This is a genomic window from Yoonia sp. SDW83-1 (assembly GCF_046762885.1).
Lineage (GTDB): Bacteria > Pseudomonadota > Alphaproteobacteria > Rhodobacterales > Rhodobacteraceae > Yoonia.
Window position 1 is genome coordinate 27,215 of record NZ_JBKQXO010000003.1, and the last position, 16,621, is coordinate 43,835.

At 58.4% G+C, this 16,621-nt stretch carries 16 protein-coding genes and 1 tRNA gene; 7 read left to right on the forward strand and 10 right to left on the reverse strand.

Annotated elements, in window-relative coordinates:
- Window positions 1-216: 216 nt before the first annotated feature.
- Window positions 217-293, reverse strand: a tRNA-Arg gene (locus ACFWW4_RS04230).
- Window positions 294-459: 166 nt separating this feature from the next.
- Between ACFWW4_RS04230 and ACFWW4_RS04235 the strand changes: the two genes are divergently transcribed.
- Window positions 460-1,944 (forward strand): peroxidase family protein, encoded by a 1,485-nt coding sequence (locus tag ACFWW4_RS04235; protein ID WP_411889729.1) that lies wholly within the window; start codon window positions 460-462, stop codon window positions 1,942-1,944.
- Window positions 1,945-2,152: 208 nt separating this feature from the next.
- Window positions 2,153-2,569 carry a VOC family protein gene (locus ACFWW4_RS04240; protein ID WP_411889730.1) on the forward strand — a complete coding sequence of 139 codons (417 nt, stop codon included), beginning with the start codon at window positions 2,153-2,155 and terminating at the stop codon, window positions 2,567-2,569.
- An 8-nt stretch (window positions 2,570-2,577) separates the two neighbouring features.
- Here the strand turns inward: ACFWW4_RS04240 and ACFWW4_RS04245 are convergent, their stop codons facing one another.
- From ACFWW4_RS04245 to ACFWW4_RS04285, 9 genes are all read right to left on the reverse strand, one after another.
- Complete coding sequence (locus ACFWW4_RS04245) at window positions 2,578-3,801, reverse strand: cysteine desulfurase (protein ID WP_411889731.1); 1,224 nt, start codon at window positions 3,799-3,801, stop codon at window positions 2,578-2,580.
- Window positions 3,798-4,394 (reverse strand): YIP1 family protein, encoded by a 597-nt coding sequence (locus ACFWW4_RS04250; protein WP_411889732.1) that lies wholly within the window; start codon window positions 4,392-4,394, stop codon window positions 3,798-3,800. Before ACFWW4_RS04250 ends, ACFWW4_RS04245 begins: the two co-directional genes overlap by 4 nt.
- Window positions 4,391-4,894: a YIP1 family protein gene (locus ACFWW4_RS04255; protein ID WP_411889733.1), complete on the reverse strand. Its 504-nt coding sequence runs from the start codon at window positions 4,892-4,894 to the stop codon at window positions 4,391-4,393. Before ACFWW4_RS04255 ends, ACFWW4_RS04250 begins: the two co-directional genes overlap by 4 nt.
- The gene (locus tag ACFWW4_RS04260) at window positions 4,894-6,180 is read right to left on the reverse strand and encodes a SufB/SufD family protein (RefSeq protein ID WP_411889734.1); all 1,287 of its coding nucleotides are present in this window, start codon (window positions 6,178-6,180) and stop codon (window positions 4,894-4,896) included. The genes ACFWW4_RS04255 and ACFWW4_RS04260 overlap by 1 nt, the downstream gene beginning before the upstream one ends.
- Window positions 6,180-6,935 carry a Fe-S cluster assembly ATPase SufC gene (gene sufC, locus ACFWW4_RS04265; protein WP_411889735.1) on the reverse strand — a complete coding sequence of 252 codons (756 nt, stop codon included), beginning with the start codon at window positions 6,933-6,935 and terminating at the stop codon, window positions 6,180-6,182. Before sufC ends, ACFWW4_RS04260 begins: the two co-directional genes overlap by 1 nt.
- Window positions 6,936-7,028: 93 nt before the next feature.
- A complete protein-coding gene (locus ACFWW4_RS04270; RefSeq protein WP_411889736.1) occupies window positions 7,029-7,541 on the reverse strand; it encodes a hypothetical protein in 513 nt (170 codons plus the stop codon).
- Between the two features lie 112 nt (window positions 7,542-7,653).
- Window positions 7,654-9,177 (reverse strand): Fe-S cluster assembly protein SufB, encoded by a 1,524-nt coding sequence (gene sufB, locus ACFWW4_RS04275; protein WP_411889999.1) that lies wholly within the window; start codon window positions 9,175-9,177, stop codon window positions 7,654-7,656.
- Window positions 9,178-9,188: 11 nt separating this feature from the next.
- Window positions 9,189-10,220 (reverse strand): cysteine desulfurase family protein, encoded by a 1,032-nt coding sequence (locus tag ACFWW4_RS04280; protein ID WP_411889737.1) that lies wholly within the window; start codon window positions 10,218-10,220, stop codon window positions 9,189-9,191.
- A gap of 81 nt (window positions 10,221-10,301) precedes the next feature.
- A complete protein-coding gene (locus tag ACFWW4_RS04285; protein WP_393929139.1) occupies window positions 10,302-10,763 on the reverse strand; it encodes an Rrf2 family transcriptional regulator in 462 nt (153 codons plus the stop codon).
- Window positions 10,764-10,930: 167 nt separating this feature from the next.
- Between ACFWW4_RS04285 and ACFWW4_RS04290 the strand changes: the two genes are divergently transcribed.
- From ACFWW4_RS04290 to ACFWW4_RS04310, 5 genes are all read left to right on the forward strand, one after another.
- The gene (locus ACFWW4_RS04290) at window positions 10,931-11,584 is read left to right on the forward strand and encodes an alpha/beta hydrolase (RefSeq protein WP_393929141.1); all 654 of its coding nucleotides are present in this window, start codon (window positions 10,931-10,933) and stop codon (window positions 11,582-11,584) included.
- Between the two features lie 2 nt (window positions 11,585-11,586).
- Window positions 11,587-12,255, forward strand: coding sequence for a hypothetical protein (locus tag ACFWW4_RS04295; protein WP_411889738.1), 669 nt, complete (start codon window positions 11,587-11,589; stop codon window positions 12,253-12,255).
- A 584-nt stretch (window positions 12,256-12,839) separates the two neighbouring features.
- Window positions 12,840-13,421 carry an HD domain-containing protein gene (locus ACFWW4_RS04300; RefSeq protein ID WP_411890000.1) on the forward strand — a complete coding sequence of 194 codons (582 nt, stop codon included), beginning with the start codon at window positions 12,840-12,842 and terminating at the stop codon, window positions 13,419-13,421.
- 107 nt (window positions 13,422-13,528) lie between these two features.
- Window positions 13,529-13,966: a hypothetical protein gene (locus ACFWW4_RS04305; protein ID WP_411889739.1), complete on the forward strand. Its 438-nt coding sequence runs from the start codon at window positions 13,529-13,531 to the stop codon at window positions 13,964-13,966.
- Window positions 13,967-14,280: 314 nt separating this feature from the next.
- Window positions 14,281-16,299 carry a DEAD/DEAH box helicase gene (locus ACFWW4_RS04310; RefSeq protein ID WP_411889740.1) on the forward strand — a complete coding sequence of 673 codons (2,019 nt, stop codon included), beginning with the start codon at window positions 14,281-14,283 and terminating at the stop codon, window positions 16,297-16,299.
- Window positions 16,300-16,621 lie beyond the last annotated feature (322 nt).

Here is a 16,621-nt window from a genome sequence, read left to right on the forward strand (position 1 = left end):
CTCCACAGACACCGCCAAGGCCGCCAAGCGCGAGGAGAAATTTCTGGAAGCCCCTGTAATGTATGGCTTCTGGTCGGATCGAACGGCGCCGCACGGTGTCAATACTAGCCCTCACCGACGGCATAGCATGCGCGCATGCGGAATCAAGGAGCTCGAACCCCGGCAATACCCAGCCCATTCAAGCTATAGGTGCGTATGAAAGTGAGAAATATGAAATGGCGCACCCGAGAGGATTCGAACCTCTGGCCTCTGCCTTCGGAGGGCAGCGCTCTATCCAGCTGAGCTACGGGTGCCTGTCGCCCAACTAGCATCGTCGCGGCCCTGCTGCAATGCCCAAACGGGGGTAGGCATAACCTGACTTGCGCTGTGACGCCGCCGGGCCATAATCGCGGTATGCATCTCTCTATTTCTAGATGCACAAGACAGACCATTTTGAGTACCAATTTTTGGAGCAATGATATGAGTAAGACAGCCCACGGGATGTCCCGTTACGATCTGTTTTTAAACGAATGCCTCAAGCACCACGCAACCAATGACCCAAGCCCACTACCGCAGGTTTTTGGGTATCTCGGCCATCCCAACCCGGTGACGGGCAACCTGACCAAGGAACATATTGTCAATGCGTTCGACTGCCTTGTCGAAACGATGCGAACGGCGAAGGTTGACGATGGCGATGCCGCTGCCGGCATGACCTTTTTCGGTCAGTTCATCGACCACGACATCACGCTTGATACAACCAGCGCCATTGGTACGGCGATTGATCCGCGGTCGATCCGCAATGTGCGCACACCGAACCTCGACCTGGATTGCGTCTATGGCGACGGGCCCGAGGCCTCGAACTATCTTTATTCCCACGCCGAAGGGACAGAAAACTTCCTGCTCTTTGGCCGCAAGGATAACCCTTACGATCTGGCGCGGAACTGCAAAGGCACCGCCCTGATCGGCGATTTCCGCAATGACGAAAACATCCTCGTCAGCCAGATCCAGGGGGCGTTCGTCTGCCTGCACAACATCCTGATGACGCATATCCACGAAGGCAAGGATGAAGCGCATGACATCGCCAACTGCGCCCAGATGGGCGTGCGCCGCGATGTCTGGCATGACATCCTGCCGCCAAAACTGCAGGACTTCGAACAGGTCCGCCGGTTCATCCGGTTGCATTATCAGTGGCTCGTGCTGCATGAATTCCTGCCATCCTTCGTGGATCAGGACGATATCGACCATGCGCTCGACCATGATATCTTCCCTGACGGGCCGATGATGCCTGCCGAGTTTTCGGTGGCGGCCTACCGGTTTGGTCATGCCACCGTGCAGCCGGAATATGTGCTGCGCAAAGGCGAGGCAGCACTTGATCTATTTGCCCTGCGCGGCTTTGGCCCGCGTGATCCTGGTGCAACGATCGAAATGGATCAATTCTTTGGCGCTCATGAGCAAAAGGCGCTGCCCGTCGGCACCAAGATGGCCGAAACCCTGTTCGAGTTGCCCGATAATATCGTCGGCTCCGGCCTGAAATGGGGCGATCATGACATCCCGGTCGCACAGGCCAAAAAGCTTGCCTTGCGCAACATCCTGCGTGACCGGACAGCGATGCAAATCCCGTCAGGTCAGCAAATGGCGCATAAGCTGGGGCTGCATGTCCTGAAAACGCCCAAAGTGCTGAAAGACCATCACATCGACAAGACCCCGCTCTGGTTCTACTGCCTGCAAGAGGCGCAGGAAAAGGGCAACGGTCGCCTGACAGGTGTCGGTGGCAAGATCGTGGCCTCTGTCATTGTGCGTCTGCTTCGGCAAGACCCGGAAAGCATCCTGAACCTGCACGGATTCGAACCCTGGTCCGGCTTTGGCGACAAATGCACAATGGCGAATGTCATGAAATTCGTCGAAAAGCACCGCGATCACGTCAAGAACCGCGAAGACCTCTACTGCGGTCCAGAGCAATACTAAAAAAAACGGATGCGCGTTCCGGCGCGCATCCAAACCGGCCTGATCTGCCGGATTTTTCCACTCTCTCGGGACTGATCCCGCTGACTATGGCAAAGCCCCCGTTCTCAATATATTCAATGGGCCATTCAAGCAGCGGACAACATGTTGGCGCTGCAAAATCGCGTTAAACGCAAACCGACCACCGCCTGTCCAGAGAGGGACGCCCAACATGATCGCTTATGTCACTGTCGGTGCTGACGACATCGCGCGCGCGGAACGGTTCTACTCCGCCTTCCTGCCAGAACTCGGCTACCAACTGGAAAAATATCACGGCGACCTGAGTTACATTTTACCCCGCCAGCCCGGTCAGTCTGCGGCCCCGCCGGATTTCTACGTCAAATCACCCTTCAACGGACGCCCCGCCACGGCCGGGAACGGAACGATGATCGCGTTCGAGGCATCAAGCCAACAACAGGTGCGCGACCTTCACGCAGCAGCACTTGCCGCCGGGGGAATTGATGAGGGGCAGCCGGGTTTTCGTGCCTCATACGGCCCGCAATTCTATGTGGGATACCTGCGTGACCCGCATGGCAACAAGATCGCCCTATTCTCCAGCAATCCCGACGAACCGGGACGCGACGGGTAGCGCCGCCCCTACCCGAATAACTCGTGGCACAGCTCAAGCGCGTCGATCAGCACGTCCACCTCATCGGTGGTGTTATACATCCCGAACGACGCCCGGCAGGTCGCCCCGACCCCCATATGTTCCATCAATGGCATCGCGCAATGGGTCCCGGCGCGCACTGCGACGCCCTTTTTGTCCAGCACGGTCGAGATGTCATGGGCATGTGCGGCCCCCTCCAAGGTGAAGGAGAATATCGCGCCCTTGGTCGCCGACACACCCTGCACATTCAGCCAGTTCAATCCGTCCAACCGGTCACGGGCATAATCGCGCAGGCCCCGTTCATGCGCGGCGATCTGATCCATGCCCGCATCCATCATGTATTCGAGTGCCGCGCCCAGCCCGATAGTCTGGACGATCCCCGGTGTGCCCGCCTCGAACTTCATCGGCGGGTCGCTCCATGTCACCTCATCCCGCGTCACATCGCGGATCATGTCACCACCGCCCATGAATGGGCGCATCTCGGCCATCCGCTCTTTGCGGACGTAGATCGCACCGGACCCGGACGGTCCATAAAGCTTGTGACCGGTGATTGCGAAAAAATCGCAGCCGATATCCTGCACATCAACCGGCATATGCACCGCTGATTGGCTGCCATCGACCAGCACCGGAACACCCTTGGCATGGGCGCCAGCCGTGATCGCCTTCACATCGACAACCGTACCCAGCACGTTTGACATATGGGTGACCCCCACAAGTTTTGTGCGCGGGCCAATGGCATCAATCACCTTTTGCGGGTCCAGATCGCCATTCGCATCCACATCGACCCACTTGATCACGGCACCCTGCCGTTCACGCAGGAAATGCCAGGGCACGATATTGGCGTGATGTTCCATGATCGACAGAACAATCTCATCACCGGGTTCAAACCGGGGCATGGCCCAACCGTAGGCGACCATATTGATGCCCTCGGTCGTGCCCGAATTCATGATGATCTCATCCTCGGACCCGGCATTCAGGAACCGGGCAATGATCCCCCGCACACCTTCGTAGCGTTCGGTGGACAGGTTGCTCAGGTAATGCAGGCCGCGGTGCACATTCGCATATTCCTCGGAATAGCCACGGGTGACCGCATCAATGACAACCTGCGGTTTCTGGGCAGAGGCACCATTGTCGAGATAAACCAGCGGCTTGCCATTCACCTCGCGTGACAGGATCGGGAAATCAGCGCGGATCTTGGCCACATCATAGGTCATATCGTTCCTCCGGACAGCGATACGCCCACCATTGCCAGTATAATCAGGGCGACCACGCCAACGCCAAAAAGGGACAACACAAACGCGACAAAGGATTTGCCCAGACTGTTGAACTCATGCAGGACGTTGATGAAATTCAGAAAACACCACAACAAGGCACCTAGCGCGACCATCCCGAACAGCAATCCTATCTGAGGACTGATCAGGATCAGACCGATCTGGATGACCTCAAGTGTCAGATTGATCGCATGAAACCAGACAATGATCGTCAGGGTCGCGTGCAAATCACCGATGCCATCCATGATCTGTCCGGCGAAATAGGTGCCATACACCATCAGAACCATGAAAAGCCCCAGAACGCCGGTCAAGGCCCACGGGCTCAGCGTCAGTGGACTTGGCGGCGCATTGTCAGGAACAGGCGAGATCACCTGCATCAGCGCCAGCAAAAGCACATTGAGGATCACGATCAGCGCAAGACCCATCCACAGGCTGCGCATGTCGATGCGCAAATCAATGGCCTTGCGGGCCATGTGAGCCGGTTCCAGCAGGCTCATCCAGACGGCCCGCATCCAGCTTTGGAAATCAACGCTCATGGTCTGCTTTCCGCCTCGCGCAAGGATTGGAACCAAATCACCAGGAACCCGATCACCCAGATCGCCCCGACAATATTGGTCTGTTGTCCGGGGCCAATAAACCCGGCGGTCAGCCCGTGCAACAACAGAACAGGGACCGTCGCCAACATACTCCAGAACAGGGCAATGCGCGCACCATACCAGTCACCCTGCCCGCCAAGTGCCTTGGCAATCACATGGGTGATCGCCGCAAGGAAGTATAAAAACAGCGGCCAGATCATGATCCAGGCCAGAAATTCATAGGCCATCAGCCGGGTCAGGTCAGGCGCCTCTGCCCCTGGCGGCAGGTCGAAACCGGCCGCCGTACGTGACAAACGCGGCCACTGGGCCACAAAGATCAGGAAACAGGCGATCATCAGATAGGCAATCGCCCGATCCTCCCGCCTGCCCTGATCCAGAATGCTGCGGATCACAGCACGCGGCGCGCGCCAGGTGCGCACGATGTCACTTGTGACAGGCATCAGGTATGACGCGCCAGCCAGCCTTCCAGCCGGTCCCGCAGGTCATCCGCCAGCGCCTCGTCCTCGATCTCCTCCAGCGCCTCGGCAACAAAGGCAAGGGTCAACAGGCTCTGCGCATCCTTCTCGGGCAAACCACGCGAGCGCAGATAAAACAGCGCCTCCTCGTCAATCGCGCCAGAGGTGGAGCCATGCGAACAGGCCACATCATCGGCATAGATCTCCAGTTCCGGCTTGGCCAGAAACTGGCTGTCATCATCCAGAAGCAGCGACTGGCTGATCTGATAGCCATCGGTCTTTTGGGCACCGGCCTTCACCAGGATCTTGCCCTGAAACACACCCGTCGCCCCGTTGCGCAGCACCTTCTTGAACACCTGACGGCTTTCGCAATTCACCGCGTCATGGGTGATAAACACGGTATCATCATGATGAAAATCGCGGCCATCGCCGACACAGGCGCCAGCCACATGGGCCACAGCCTCATCCCCGACAATCTCGATAATGCAATCGTTACGGGTCAGCACACCGTTGAAGGTCAGCGTAAAGGATTTAAAGGTCGACCCCGCACCAATCCTTGCAAAACAATGGGTTACAGCGCGACGTTCATGATCACGACCTTGCGCGCGGACATGATGGAACGTCCCCCCATCCGCCACTTCAACCTCCAGCTGCTTGGAAAAGCGGGCAGCGGCGGGACCGGTCTCCAGCAAGGTCACTTCGGCCCCTGCTTCCACCTTGACCACATTATGCAGGATCGCATCCGACGCCACATCCTGATGCAGATAAATCAGGTTGATCGGCTTGGATACTTTCGCCGTCGCGCGGATCACCACACCATCACTGGCAAAGGCGGTATTCATCGCGGCAAAGGGGCGGTTCACCGGGGTCTGGCCCCGCGCCTCAAGCACACCATAGACATCCTTCACCCAATGAATATCGGCAGCCATGGCATCGGCCAGACGCTCGATCTCGACACCCTCGGCGCTTAGATCATCGGACGCATCCGCATCGAACACACCATCGACAAACACGATCCGCACACGGTCCACGGCGTCAAACAGCGGGCTTTCATCACTGTGAAACAGCGCGGCCTCGGGCGCTTCCGGTGCGTTCAGCGACGTTGGATCGGTATATTTCCAATACTCATCGCGCTTGCTCGGCAGGCCCATCGCCTGCAACCGGGCTAGCGCATCGGCACGGGCAGCATTGGCCCAGCCCGCCCCGTCCGGCATGGTCAATCGCGCCAGCCGGGCCTCTGTCACATCCGCTTTCAGCTTCGCCAGCGCCATCAGGCCACCTCTGCCAGAATATCGGCATAACCGTTGTTCTCGACCTCAAGCGCCAGCTCAGGACCGCCCGTTTTCACAATCCGGCCATCGGCCATGATATGCACCACATCCGGCTGAATATGGTCCAGCAGACGCTGATAATGAGTGATCACCAGAAACGACCGGCCTTCGGACCGCAGGGCGTTTACACCCTCGGCCACCAGCTTCATCGCATCGACATCCAGACCTGAATCGGTCTCGTCCAGAATGCACATCTTGGGTTCCAGCATCGCCATCTGCAGAATTTCGTTGCGCTTTTTCTCACCGCCGGAAAAGCCGACATTGACCGGACGCTTCAGCATATCCGCATCAATGCTCAGGCTTTTGGCCTTGGCCCGCACCTCTTTCAGAAAATCACCGGCGCTCAATTCTTCCTCACCACGCGATTTCCGCTGCGCATTCACGGCCGTGCGCAGAAACGTCATGTTGCCCACACCGGGGATCTCGACGGGATATTGAAACGCCAGAAACAGACCGGCCGCGGCGCGCTCTTCCGGCTCCATATCCAGCAGATCAGCACCTTCCAGCTGGGCCGACCCATCCGTCACCTCATACCCGTCCTTGCCCGACAGCACATAGGACAAGGTGGATTTGCCAGACCCGTTCGGCCCCATGATCGCATGAACCGATCCAGGCTCGATCTTCAGATCCACACCCTTGAGGATCTGCTTGTCTTCTTCTTCCAGTTTGACCTTCAGGCCTTTGATTTCCAGCATTCTTTTCTCCTCAATACGTATATGTTTCGGCCACGGCAAAAACCTTCGCGCGGACGGGTCCCGCAAAGGCTGCGTGGAATGAATTTTCAGGGCTCAGAGACTGATGGTTACGTCCCGAAAGACCAGCGACATCGGCACTGTCTGCGCGCGCACGGTCTCGACATATTCCGGCGAATAGACAATCGCCAGTTTGTCCGGATAGGCCCACATAAGGTTGTGACCTGCCACAAACATCAGCCCTGCGCCGGCCACTTGTGCCACGCGCAACACCATCTTGCGATGATGCATCAGCGCCGCCAGCGTCAGCATAACAAGCAGACTGAGAAGTATGTCGGTAAAGATCGAGGCATCGGTCACCTCGGTCATACCCAGATAACGAATGCGCAGTGCCTGACCGGCCATCATGGCGGCGCCACCAATGATCAACGACACCAGAATTTTGGAGATATTGATCTTGCTGCGCTTGACGGTCTGCCGGATCTCTTTTTGCGACGTGTGCTTGGGCACATGCATCTTCAGTTCGGGATCGTAATAGGCGTTGTTGCGCGGATTGTTGATGCGCTTCACTCGCGCATTGAAATCGTTGATGTCGTATTTTCGCGCCATCTATCGGTCCGCCATCCCTACTCAGGGTGCAGTGTCCCACCCAATCGGGGCGGAAACGGGGCCGCGCGGTGACGGACCCGCGACGATATCGGTGCGAAATCGTGCGCATGACCTAGCCGACAGAGCCTTCCAGCGAAATCGCCACCAAGGCCTGCGCTTCCATGGCGAACTCCATCGGCAGCGCCTGCAGCACTTCCTTGCAGAACCCGTTCACGACCAGCGCGACAGCTTCCTCTTCATCCATTCCGCGCTGACGGCAATAGAACAGCTGATCATCATCCACCTTGGATGTGGTCGCCTCGTGCTCCACCCGAGACGAGTTATTCTTCACCTCGATGTAAGGCACCGTATGCGCACCACATTTGTCGCCGATCAGCAGTGAGTCACACTGGGTATAATTCCGCGAATCCTTCGCCTTCGGATGCATCGACACCAGCCCCCGATACGTATTCTGCGCCTTACCCGCGCTGATCCCTTTCGAAACGATCCGCGACTTGGTGTTCTTGCCCAGATGCACCATTTTCGTGCCGGTATCTGCCTGCTGCATGTTGTTGGCGATAGCGATGGAATAAAACTCGCCCTGACTGTCATCGCCGCGCAGAATGCAGCTTGGATATTTCCAGGTAATCGCCGATCCGGTTTCCACCTGCGTCCACATCACCTTTGAACGGGCACCCCGACAATCGGCGCGCTTCGTCACAAAATTATAGATCCCGCCAACCCCGTTCTCATCGCCCGGATACCAGTTCTGGACAGTGGAGTATTTCACCTCCGCATCTTCCTCGACGATGATCTCGACAACCGCAGCATGCAGCTGGGCCACATCACGCTTGGGCGCAGTACAGCCTTCCAGATAGGACACATAAGACCCTTTGTCGGCGATAATCAGCGTCCGTTCAAACTGGCCGGTATTCTCGGCATTGATGCGGAAATAGGTCGACAATTCCATCGGGCAGCGGACCCCGGGGGGCACATACACAAACGACCCGTCCGAAAACACGGCAGAGTTCAGCGTGGCATAGAAATTGTCCGATGGCGGCACAACGGACCCCAGATATTTCTTCACCAATTCCGGATGCTTCTCAATCGCCTCGGAAATCGAACAGAAGATGACGCCCGCTTTCTCAAGCTCCGCCTGAAAAGTCGTGCCAACGGACACAGAGTCAAACACCGCATCCACAGCCACCTTGCGGCCTTCTGCAGGAATGTCCTCAGCGCCTTCAACACCGGCCAGAATAGCCTGTTCTTTCAACGGGATACCCAGCTTGGCATAGGTCGCCAGCAGCTTGGGGTCAACGTCATCCAGCGACTTGGGCTTCACTTCCATGCTCTTGGGGCGGGCATAGTAGTAAATGTCCTGAAAATCGATCTCGGGATAGCTGACCATGGCCCATGTGGGTTCCTCGATCTGCTCCCAGCGGGCAAAGGCCGACAGACGCCAATCGGTCATCCATTCCGGCTCATTATTCTTGTTTGAGATCAGACGCACGATATCGGTGTTCACGCCCTTGGGCGCATACTCCATCTCGATCTCGGTTTCCCAGCCATGCTTATACGCACCCGAGAGTTCCTTGACCGCATCAACCGTCTCCTGATCAACGCCCTCTTTGACTTCAACTGCATCCATCGCGTTCATCTCGACCTCTCTCAAGCTGCCCGCCTGCGGGCGCGTTTCTCTGTCCAGGCCTGCACAAAGCGCATGACCTCATCCTCTGTTGTCTCTAGCCCCAGCGACACGCGCAGCGCACTCGCGGCAGCTTCATCATCCAATCCCATGGCCTTCAAAACCCGGCTCACCTTCACCTTGCCTGATGAACAGGCCGATCCTGCCGAAACCGCAAACCCCGCCAGATCCATCGCCATGACTTGCGTTTCACCCTTCCACCCAGGGGTGGCAAAACAACTCGTGTTGGGAAGACGGCGACACCCTTTCCCGACAAAAATAGTCCTGTTTTCGGCAGCCTCAATAGCACTTTCTAGAATATTTCTAAGTTTCTCGATCCGGTCCCATTTTCCACCTGCCAGATCGGCCTGCGCGGCCTGTGCAGCAGCGCCCATACCGGAAACGGCGACCACATTCTCGGTGCCCGACCGGCGCCCCATCTCCTGCCCGCCACCCTTGATCTGCGCGGCCAGATCCGTTCCTTGCGGAAAGATCAGCGCGCCCACACCTTTCGGTCCACCAAATTTATGGGCCGACAAAAACACCATCCGCACGCCAGACCAATTAAAGGCAAAGGGAATGCGACCAAACCCCTGGGTGATATCAGACACGGCCAATCCCTGCGGCAGGTCCTGCACGATCCCGGTCTCCGAATTGGCCAGTTGCAGCACCGACGCGCCCGGATCATCCACCCGCACGGCCCCGTCCACAACCGGCAAAACCGGATCAACCCAGGCATGCACGGCATCATGTTCAATCGGTGCAGCCTTCAGCCCACGCCCCGCCAGCGCCAGCGCTGCGGCCTCGGTCGCACCAGAGGTAAACACCACATCCGCGCCCGAAGCACCCACAGCCTCCGCTACCTGCGCGCGGGCCTTCTCAACCAGCCCCTTCGCCGCGCGCCCTTCGGCATGCACAGATGACGGGTTACCAACCACATCCATCGCCGCCAGCATCACCGCCCTCGCCTCTGCCCGCAAGGGCGTCGTGGCGTTATGATCCAGATACACCCTCATCCCTTCTTCCGAGCAGAAATATCCCGGGGTCCGGGGCTGGCCCCGGCCAAACATGTCTCGCGGCGCAGCCGCACCTTTGGATCACGCCTCATCAACGACCTCGAACAGCGCAGGAACGGCCGGACAGGGGGCCAATTCATTGCCCACCACATCCGACAGGCGGGCCTGATGCAAAAACACATAGACATGGGCGCTTAACCCCTCCCACAACCGGTTGGTCATGGATTGGGCGCGGCTGCCAGATGTCGCTCCCGACGCCCCTGCCCCCTTGTGCATGGCGGATACGGTTTCATCCACGGCACCCAGGATCTCTGACACCCGAATATCTGCCGCCGAACGGGCCAGACGATAACCGCCACCGGGGCCGCGCACGGATTCAACCAGCCCGGCGCGGCGCAGCTTCACAAACAACTGCTCGAGATAAGGAAGTGAGATATCCTGCCGCTTGGAAATCTCCGTCAGATTCACCAGGCCGTCGCCCTCCTGCAAGGCCAGATCAGCCAGCGCCACCATCGCATAGCGGCCCTTTGTACTTAATTTCATGCCAGCCCCCTCGCGCGCGACACGCAATTTCATTGACGCCGCAGCCTCGCGTCATTACTTCACCGTGAACGCAAGATTTGGGGTCATCCCCGAATTTAGAATCTTTCTAAAGTGCCTGAGCATTTTCGTCAACAATGCACTTGGGCCATAGCAGTGACGGATCAAGAATGCCCGAAGTCATCTTCCCCGGACCCGAAGGGCGCCTCGAAGGGCGCTACCACCCGCAAAAAGATCGCGATGCACCGATTGCCATCGTGCTGCACCCGCATCCACAGTTTGGGGGGACGATGAACAACCGGGTCGTCTACAACCTGCACTACGCCTTTTATAACATGGGCTTTACGGTCCTGCGGTTCAACTTCCGCGGTGTGGGGCGCAGCCAAGGCGAATATGATCAGGGGGTTGGTGAGCTCAGCGATGCCGCCAGCGCGCTCGACTATCTGCAGTCGATGAATAACAACGCCAAACATTGCTGGGTGGCGGGCTTTTCATTTGGCGCATGGATCGGCATGCAGCTCTTGATGCGGCGGCCGGAAATCACCGGGTTCATCTCGGTATCACCACCAGCCAACATGTATGATTTCAGCTTCTTGGCCCCCTGCCCGTCCTCGGGTCTGATCATCAACGGCTCAAACGACCGGGTCGCCCCGCCGCGCGACACAGTCAGCCTTGTCAACAAACTGCACGAGCAAAAGGGGATCACGATCACCCATGATGAAATGGAAGGGGCCGGACATTTCTTCGAAGATCCCTATATGGACCCAATGATTGACACAGTTAAGGCCTATGTCCGGCGGCGATTGACCGAAAACACGAGGTAGTCATGGCCGAATCCTATGTCGACAGAGTTGCCAATGAACTTGCCGATCTCGCCCTCGCGGATCAGGCAGCATCGGGTGATGTCGGGATCGTGGAAGAAATCGGCAAACTGCTTGGGGCATCCTCGCAAACACTACAAGAGACCTATCTGACCGCCGTGCGCGTCCGTCGGGCCGAGGCACGTGCGCGCGAACTGCTGGAGCGGCGGCAGGCCAACGGGTTCAAAAACGCGCCACCGCCCAAGGCGGCACCGCTGCAAGGCCTGTCCGAAGAAGACAAGAAAGCCGCAGAGGCCGAAATCGAACGGAAAGCCACAGAGACAACACCGGTCGACAGCGCCAAGGCAGCCGCGGAAGAAGCCGCACGCGAAGCCGCCGAAATCGAGGCCGAGATCGCAGCAGTCGCGGCCCGCAAAGCCGAAGAAGAGGCAGCGAAAAAAGCCGCCGAGGAAGAAGCCCGCAAAGCCGCCGCCGCACGCAAGGCAGAAGCTGAAAAAGCCGCCAAGGCCGAAGCGGAAAAGAAGGCAGCCGAAGCCGCAAAACCCGTTGTCGGCCCCTGGGATCTGGAAGACGACGCCGCATCGGCACCCGCGCCCTCAGCCCCAGCTCCTGCCCCTGCCAAAAGCGAGCAGGCCGACAAATCCCCAGCCATGCCGAGGCGTGTAACACGCTAATCGACGATCCAGTTCACGGGCCGGCATTCATCTGGTTGTCCCGTTTTATTCCTTGCTTTTGCGGTACCATCCTGTTCCGCACCTTGATGGCGCAGTCCTATTCCGCCCTCTAATGCTGCAGTCCTGAGATGCCCTTTAGTGGTGCCATCCTATTCCTTCCTCCGGGCATGCCACCCTATTCCGTCCTTTGGTCGTGCCGTCCTACTCCTTCCTCTGGTGATGCTGTTCTTTCTTTCCTTTGGTTGCCCCACAATCGAACGTCGCAAGCATCAGCGATGCACGCAATCGCAGTGGAAGCGAAGAAACATTCCGGTTATGGCGCACCCTGCACAGACCATGGTCACTCCACATCCTTGTCTGCGCCTGGCCTCGCGCCCAAACCCCGTCGATCACAAACGAAGACGATGATGCCAGTCGCTTCGCCCCATATATGCTCTGTCTCGTCCTCTCTCTCCATCCCGCCATACACATTCATCATATTGCAGTCGGTCCATATAACCTTCGATCACCATAGACTCGCATCGTTTCATTTGGCTTAACAGCGGCACCCTTCGCCCAAACCCATGAAAAAGGATGTCATGCCTTTGACTGACCGCATCACCGCCCAACTGACCTTCCTGACCGAAGCCTGCAAACTCAAATCCGTCCTGCGCGGCACCACCCTGTGCGACGGATCCCGGCGCGAAAACTCCGGCGAACATAGCTGGCACATCGCGCTCTATGCCATGGTCATGGCCGAACACGCCAATCGCCCCATCAATATCGACCGCGTCATCAGGATGCTTCTGATCCACGACATCGTGGAAATCGACGCAGGCGACAATCCCATCCACGGCAACCACGACCCGGCGGAAACCGAAGCCATCGAACAGGCCGCCGCAACCCGCATCTTCGGCCTGCTGCCCTCCGATCAGGCCAGTGCCTTCCGCGCCCTCTGGGACGAATTCGAAGCGGCAGAAACCGACGACGCGATCTTCGCCAAATCCATCGACAGGGTGCAGCCCGTGGTCTCCAACCTCGAAAGCGGCGGGACAAGCTGGATCGACTACAACGTCACCCGCGAACAGGTCGAAACCCGCGTCGGCGCCAAGGTCCAACGCGGCGCCTCCGCCATCTGGGGTGCCCTGAGAACGCGCATAGACATCTGGTTTTCCAGTCAGGCCTAAGGATCAGCACCTATGTCTGCCGCACGTCTTGTGGAAAAAGACCGGCTCACGCATAATTCCGCAGATGCAAAACAATGCGCACCAGCGCGTCTCGAAGGATAGTCAGCATGTCGACCAAAGCCGCGGCGCTCCTCCTTGCCACGCTCCTCGGGCTTGGCCCAGCCTGGGCAGACGGCCACCTCGGCAACCCGATCATCACGGCACCCGACCGCCCCTTGCCGCCGACATGTTATCGTACCGAGACTGATACACTCTCGGCCGCCGTGCTTCTCGAAGAAATCGAAGGCGAGGCCATCGACGTCAGCAGCTATGGCAATGTCACGACGGCTGAAGGCGAAAGCTGGGGATTCCTGGTGACCTTTACGGGCGTTCTTGATGGCGCGTTCCTGACAGGAACCAGCACCGTTTCGGTCGATGGCGACCAGTTCGAGGAACTGCGGCAATGGGCCTTTGCAGACGGCGCGATCGTGACGGAAATGGGAACCTTTACCGCTTCCGACTGTGACGGAATAGAAGACGAATTCATCAACCGTTCCATCAACTGACGCTACACGCGGTCAGATAACCCGTAGGGTGGGGTTCCACCCCACCAACCCAAAACCTTAACGCCCCATTCACACATCCACCGTCCGCCCCGTTAACCCACCCCCACCGCGCGGTGGGGTCCGACGTTTTGCCGACGCATCGCCGACGCGATGCCGACCGCCCCAAACCCCATATAGATCAGCGTTAACGGATGATTCTTTCACCACCCGACCATCACGACACAGCACACCCCACCGAACGTTGCGTCTGCCCCCTATACAAACGTCGCCGACAGGCGTACTGCGCGGGGCTTACGCCGAAGAAAGCCGCAGCCATGATCCCGACCCTCGCCGATGCCCTTGCCAAACAGGGCTATACCGATCTGACCCCTGTCCAGACCGCCGTCACCGACGCGGAACTTGAGGGGCAAGATCTGCTTGTCTCTGCCCAGACAGGCTCTGGCAAAACAGTCGGCTTCGGCCTCGCAATCGGTCCTACAATTCTCAATGAAAACGGTGCGTTAGACCCCGCAAGTCATCCGCTCGCCCTGATCATCGCCCCCACCCGTGAACTGGCGCTTCAGGTCAAACGCGAGCTGCAATGGCTCTATGCCGGGGCCGGTGCGACGCTGGCCTCCTGCGTCGGCGGCATGGATTTCCGCGACGAACGGCGGGCGCTCGACCGCGGCGCCCATATCGTCGTGGCCACGCCCGGCCGCCTGCGCGATCACATCATGCGCAGCACGATAAACCTCAGCGATATCAAGGCCGTGGTGCTCGACGAAGCCGACGAAATGCTCGACCTCGGCTTTCGCGAAGACCTCGAATTTATCCTCGATCAGGCGCCCGAAACGCGGCGCACTCTCCTGTTTTCCGCCACAGTCCCGCCAATGATCGCGACACTGGCAAAATCCTATCAGAAAAACGCGGTGCGGATCGCAACGACAACCAAGGAAACCCAGCACGCCGATATCGAATACCGCGCGCTCAGCGTCGCCAATCACGACACAGATGCAGCCATTATCAATACCTTACGCTATTACGACGCGCCCAACGCCATCGTGTTCTGCAACACCCGCGCCATGGTCACGCGCCTCACCACGCGGCTGTCAAACCGGGGCTTCTCCGTTGTCGCCCTCTCCGGCGAACTGACGCAATCTGAACGCTCCAACGCTCTGCAAGCCATGCGCGACGGGCGCGCGCGCGTCTGCGTGGCAACCGATGTGGCCGCACGCGGCATCGACCTGCCCAATCTGGAACTCGTGATCCACGCCGAACTGCCCACAAATGCCGAAACGCTACTGCACAGGTCAGGGCGCACCGGGCGCGCGGGGCGCAAGGGCATCTCGGCCATGATCGTGCCCGCGAAGATGTATAAACGTGCGCAAAACCTGCTGAAATGGGGCAAATTGACAGCCAGTTGGGGCAAACCACCCAGTGCGGACGAAATCACCGCGAAGGACGAAGAACGGCTACTGACCGATCCGATCTGGTCTGATGATTTCAGCGAAGCCGAACAGGCCTTCGCCGCCCGCCTGCTTGATCAGCACGGAGCCGAAAAAATCGCCGCCGCCTATTTCCGGCTTTATGCGGGCAAGCAATCCGCCCCAGAAGACCTCAGCGAGATCAAGGACATCGCCCGCGACGATCGCCCGCCGCGCGAACACAAATCCTTCGGCCCGTCCAAATGGTTTGCCATCGACATCGGGCGCGAAGGCAAGGCAGAGGCGCGCTGGCTGATGCCGATGCTTTGCAAGGCAGGCGGGATCACCAAGAAGGAAATCGGCGCGATCCGCATCCAGCCGAACGAGACATTCATCGAAATTTCAGAACCAGCGGTGCAGGGTTTCCTCAAATCCGTGGGCCCTGACATGTCACTGGAAAACCAGGCCAAGCTGCGCGCGCTTGACGGGCCACCGCAACTGGGCGAACGCGGACCGCGCAAGACCAAGCGGGATTACGATAAGCGGCCACGCGACCGGTCCGCACCGCCACCCTCGAAACAGGACGACCTGCCTGCGGTCAAACCCGTTCCCGGTGCTGCAGATGACAAGGCGGCACGGAAACCTCGCGCCAAACCAGCCCGGCGCGACCACGGTGATGCATTGGTTGAAAAACGCGCCAAACCGTCGAACACTGGCAAATCCGTCGGCAAGAAGCCGTCACAAAAGGGGAAATCCGGTTACAATTCCGAAACAAAAGCGCCAAAAGCGAGAGCAGGCAAACCAGGCGGCAAATTTTCTGGTAACGCCAATGACACCTCAAAACGGTTCACACCGCCCGGCGGAAAACCCAAGCCTCGCAAGGGGTTAGGCAAGGGTGGCGCTGCCGCACCCAGACGCGGAAAATCGTAAAAACAAGGGGACTGGTCACATTTTTGTCACGTCACAAGCACGCTATGTGCCAAATGTCCTAGTCTGATCCGAGGTAAGCTGACTACACTACCTACATAGTTAGTGACTTATTATTCAGTTGAGAAAAGGACCAGAGACATGGCCAGTTCAAAACCAAAAGGCGAGAAGCAGTCGCCGACACCACAGCCCAAGACGCCAAGTGCAGCTGCACTTCAGTCAAACGGCAAACCGTCGGCACCAGTCTTTACCGATTACGCAAGCATCTAGGCTTGCGCCGATAAAACGAAGTATTCGGCCAGCGGGGTATGCTGCCGCCAGATCG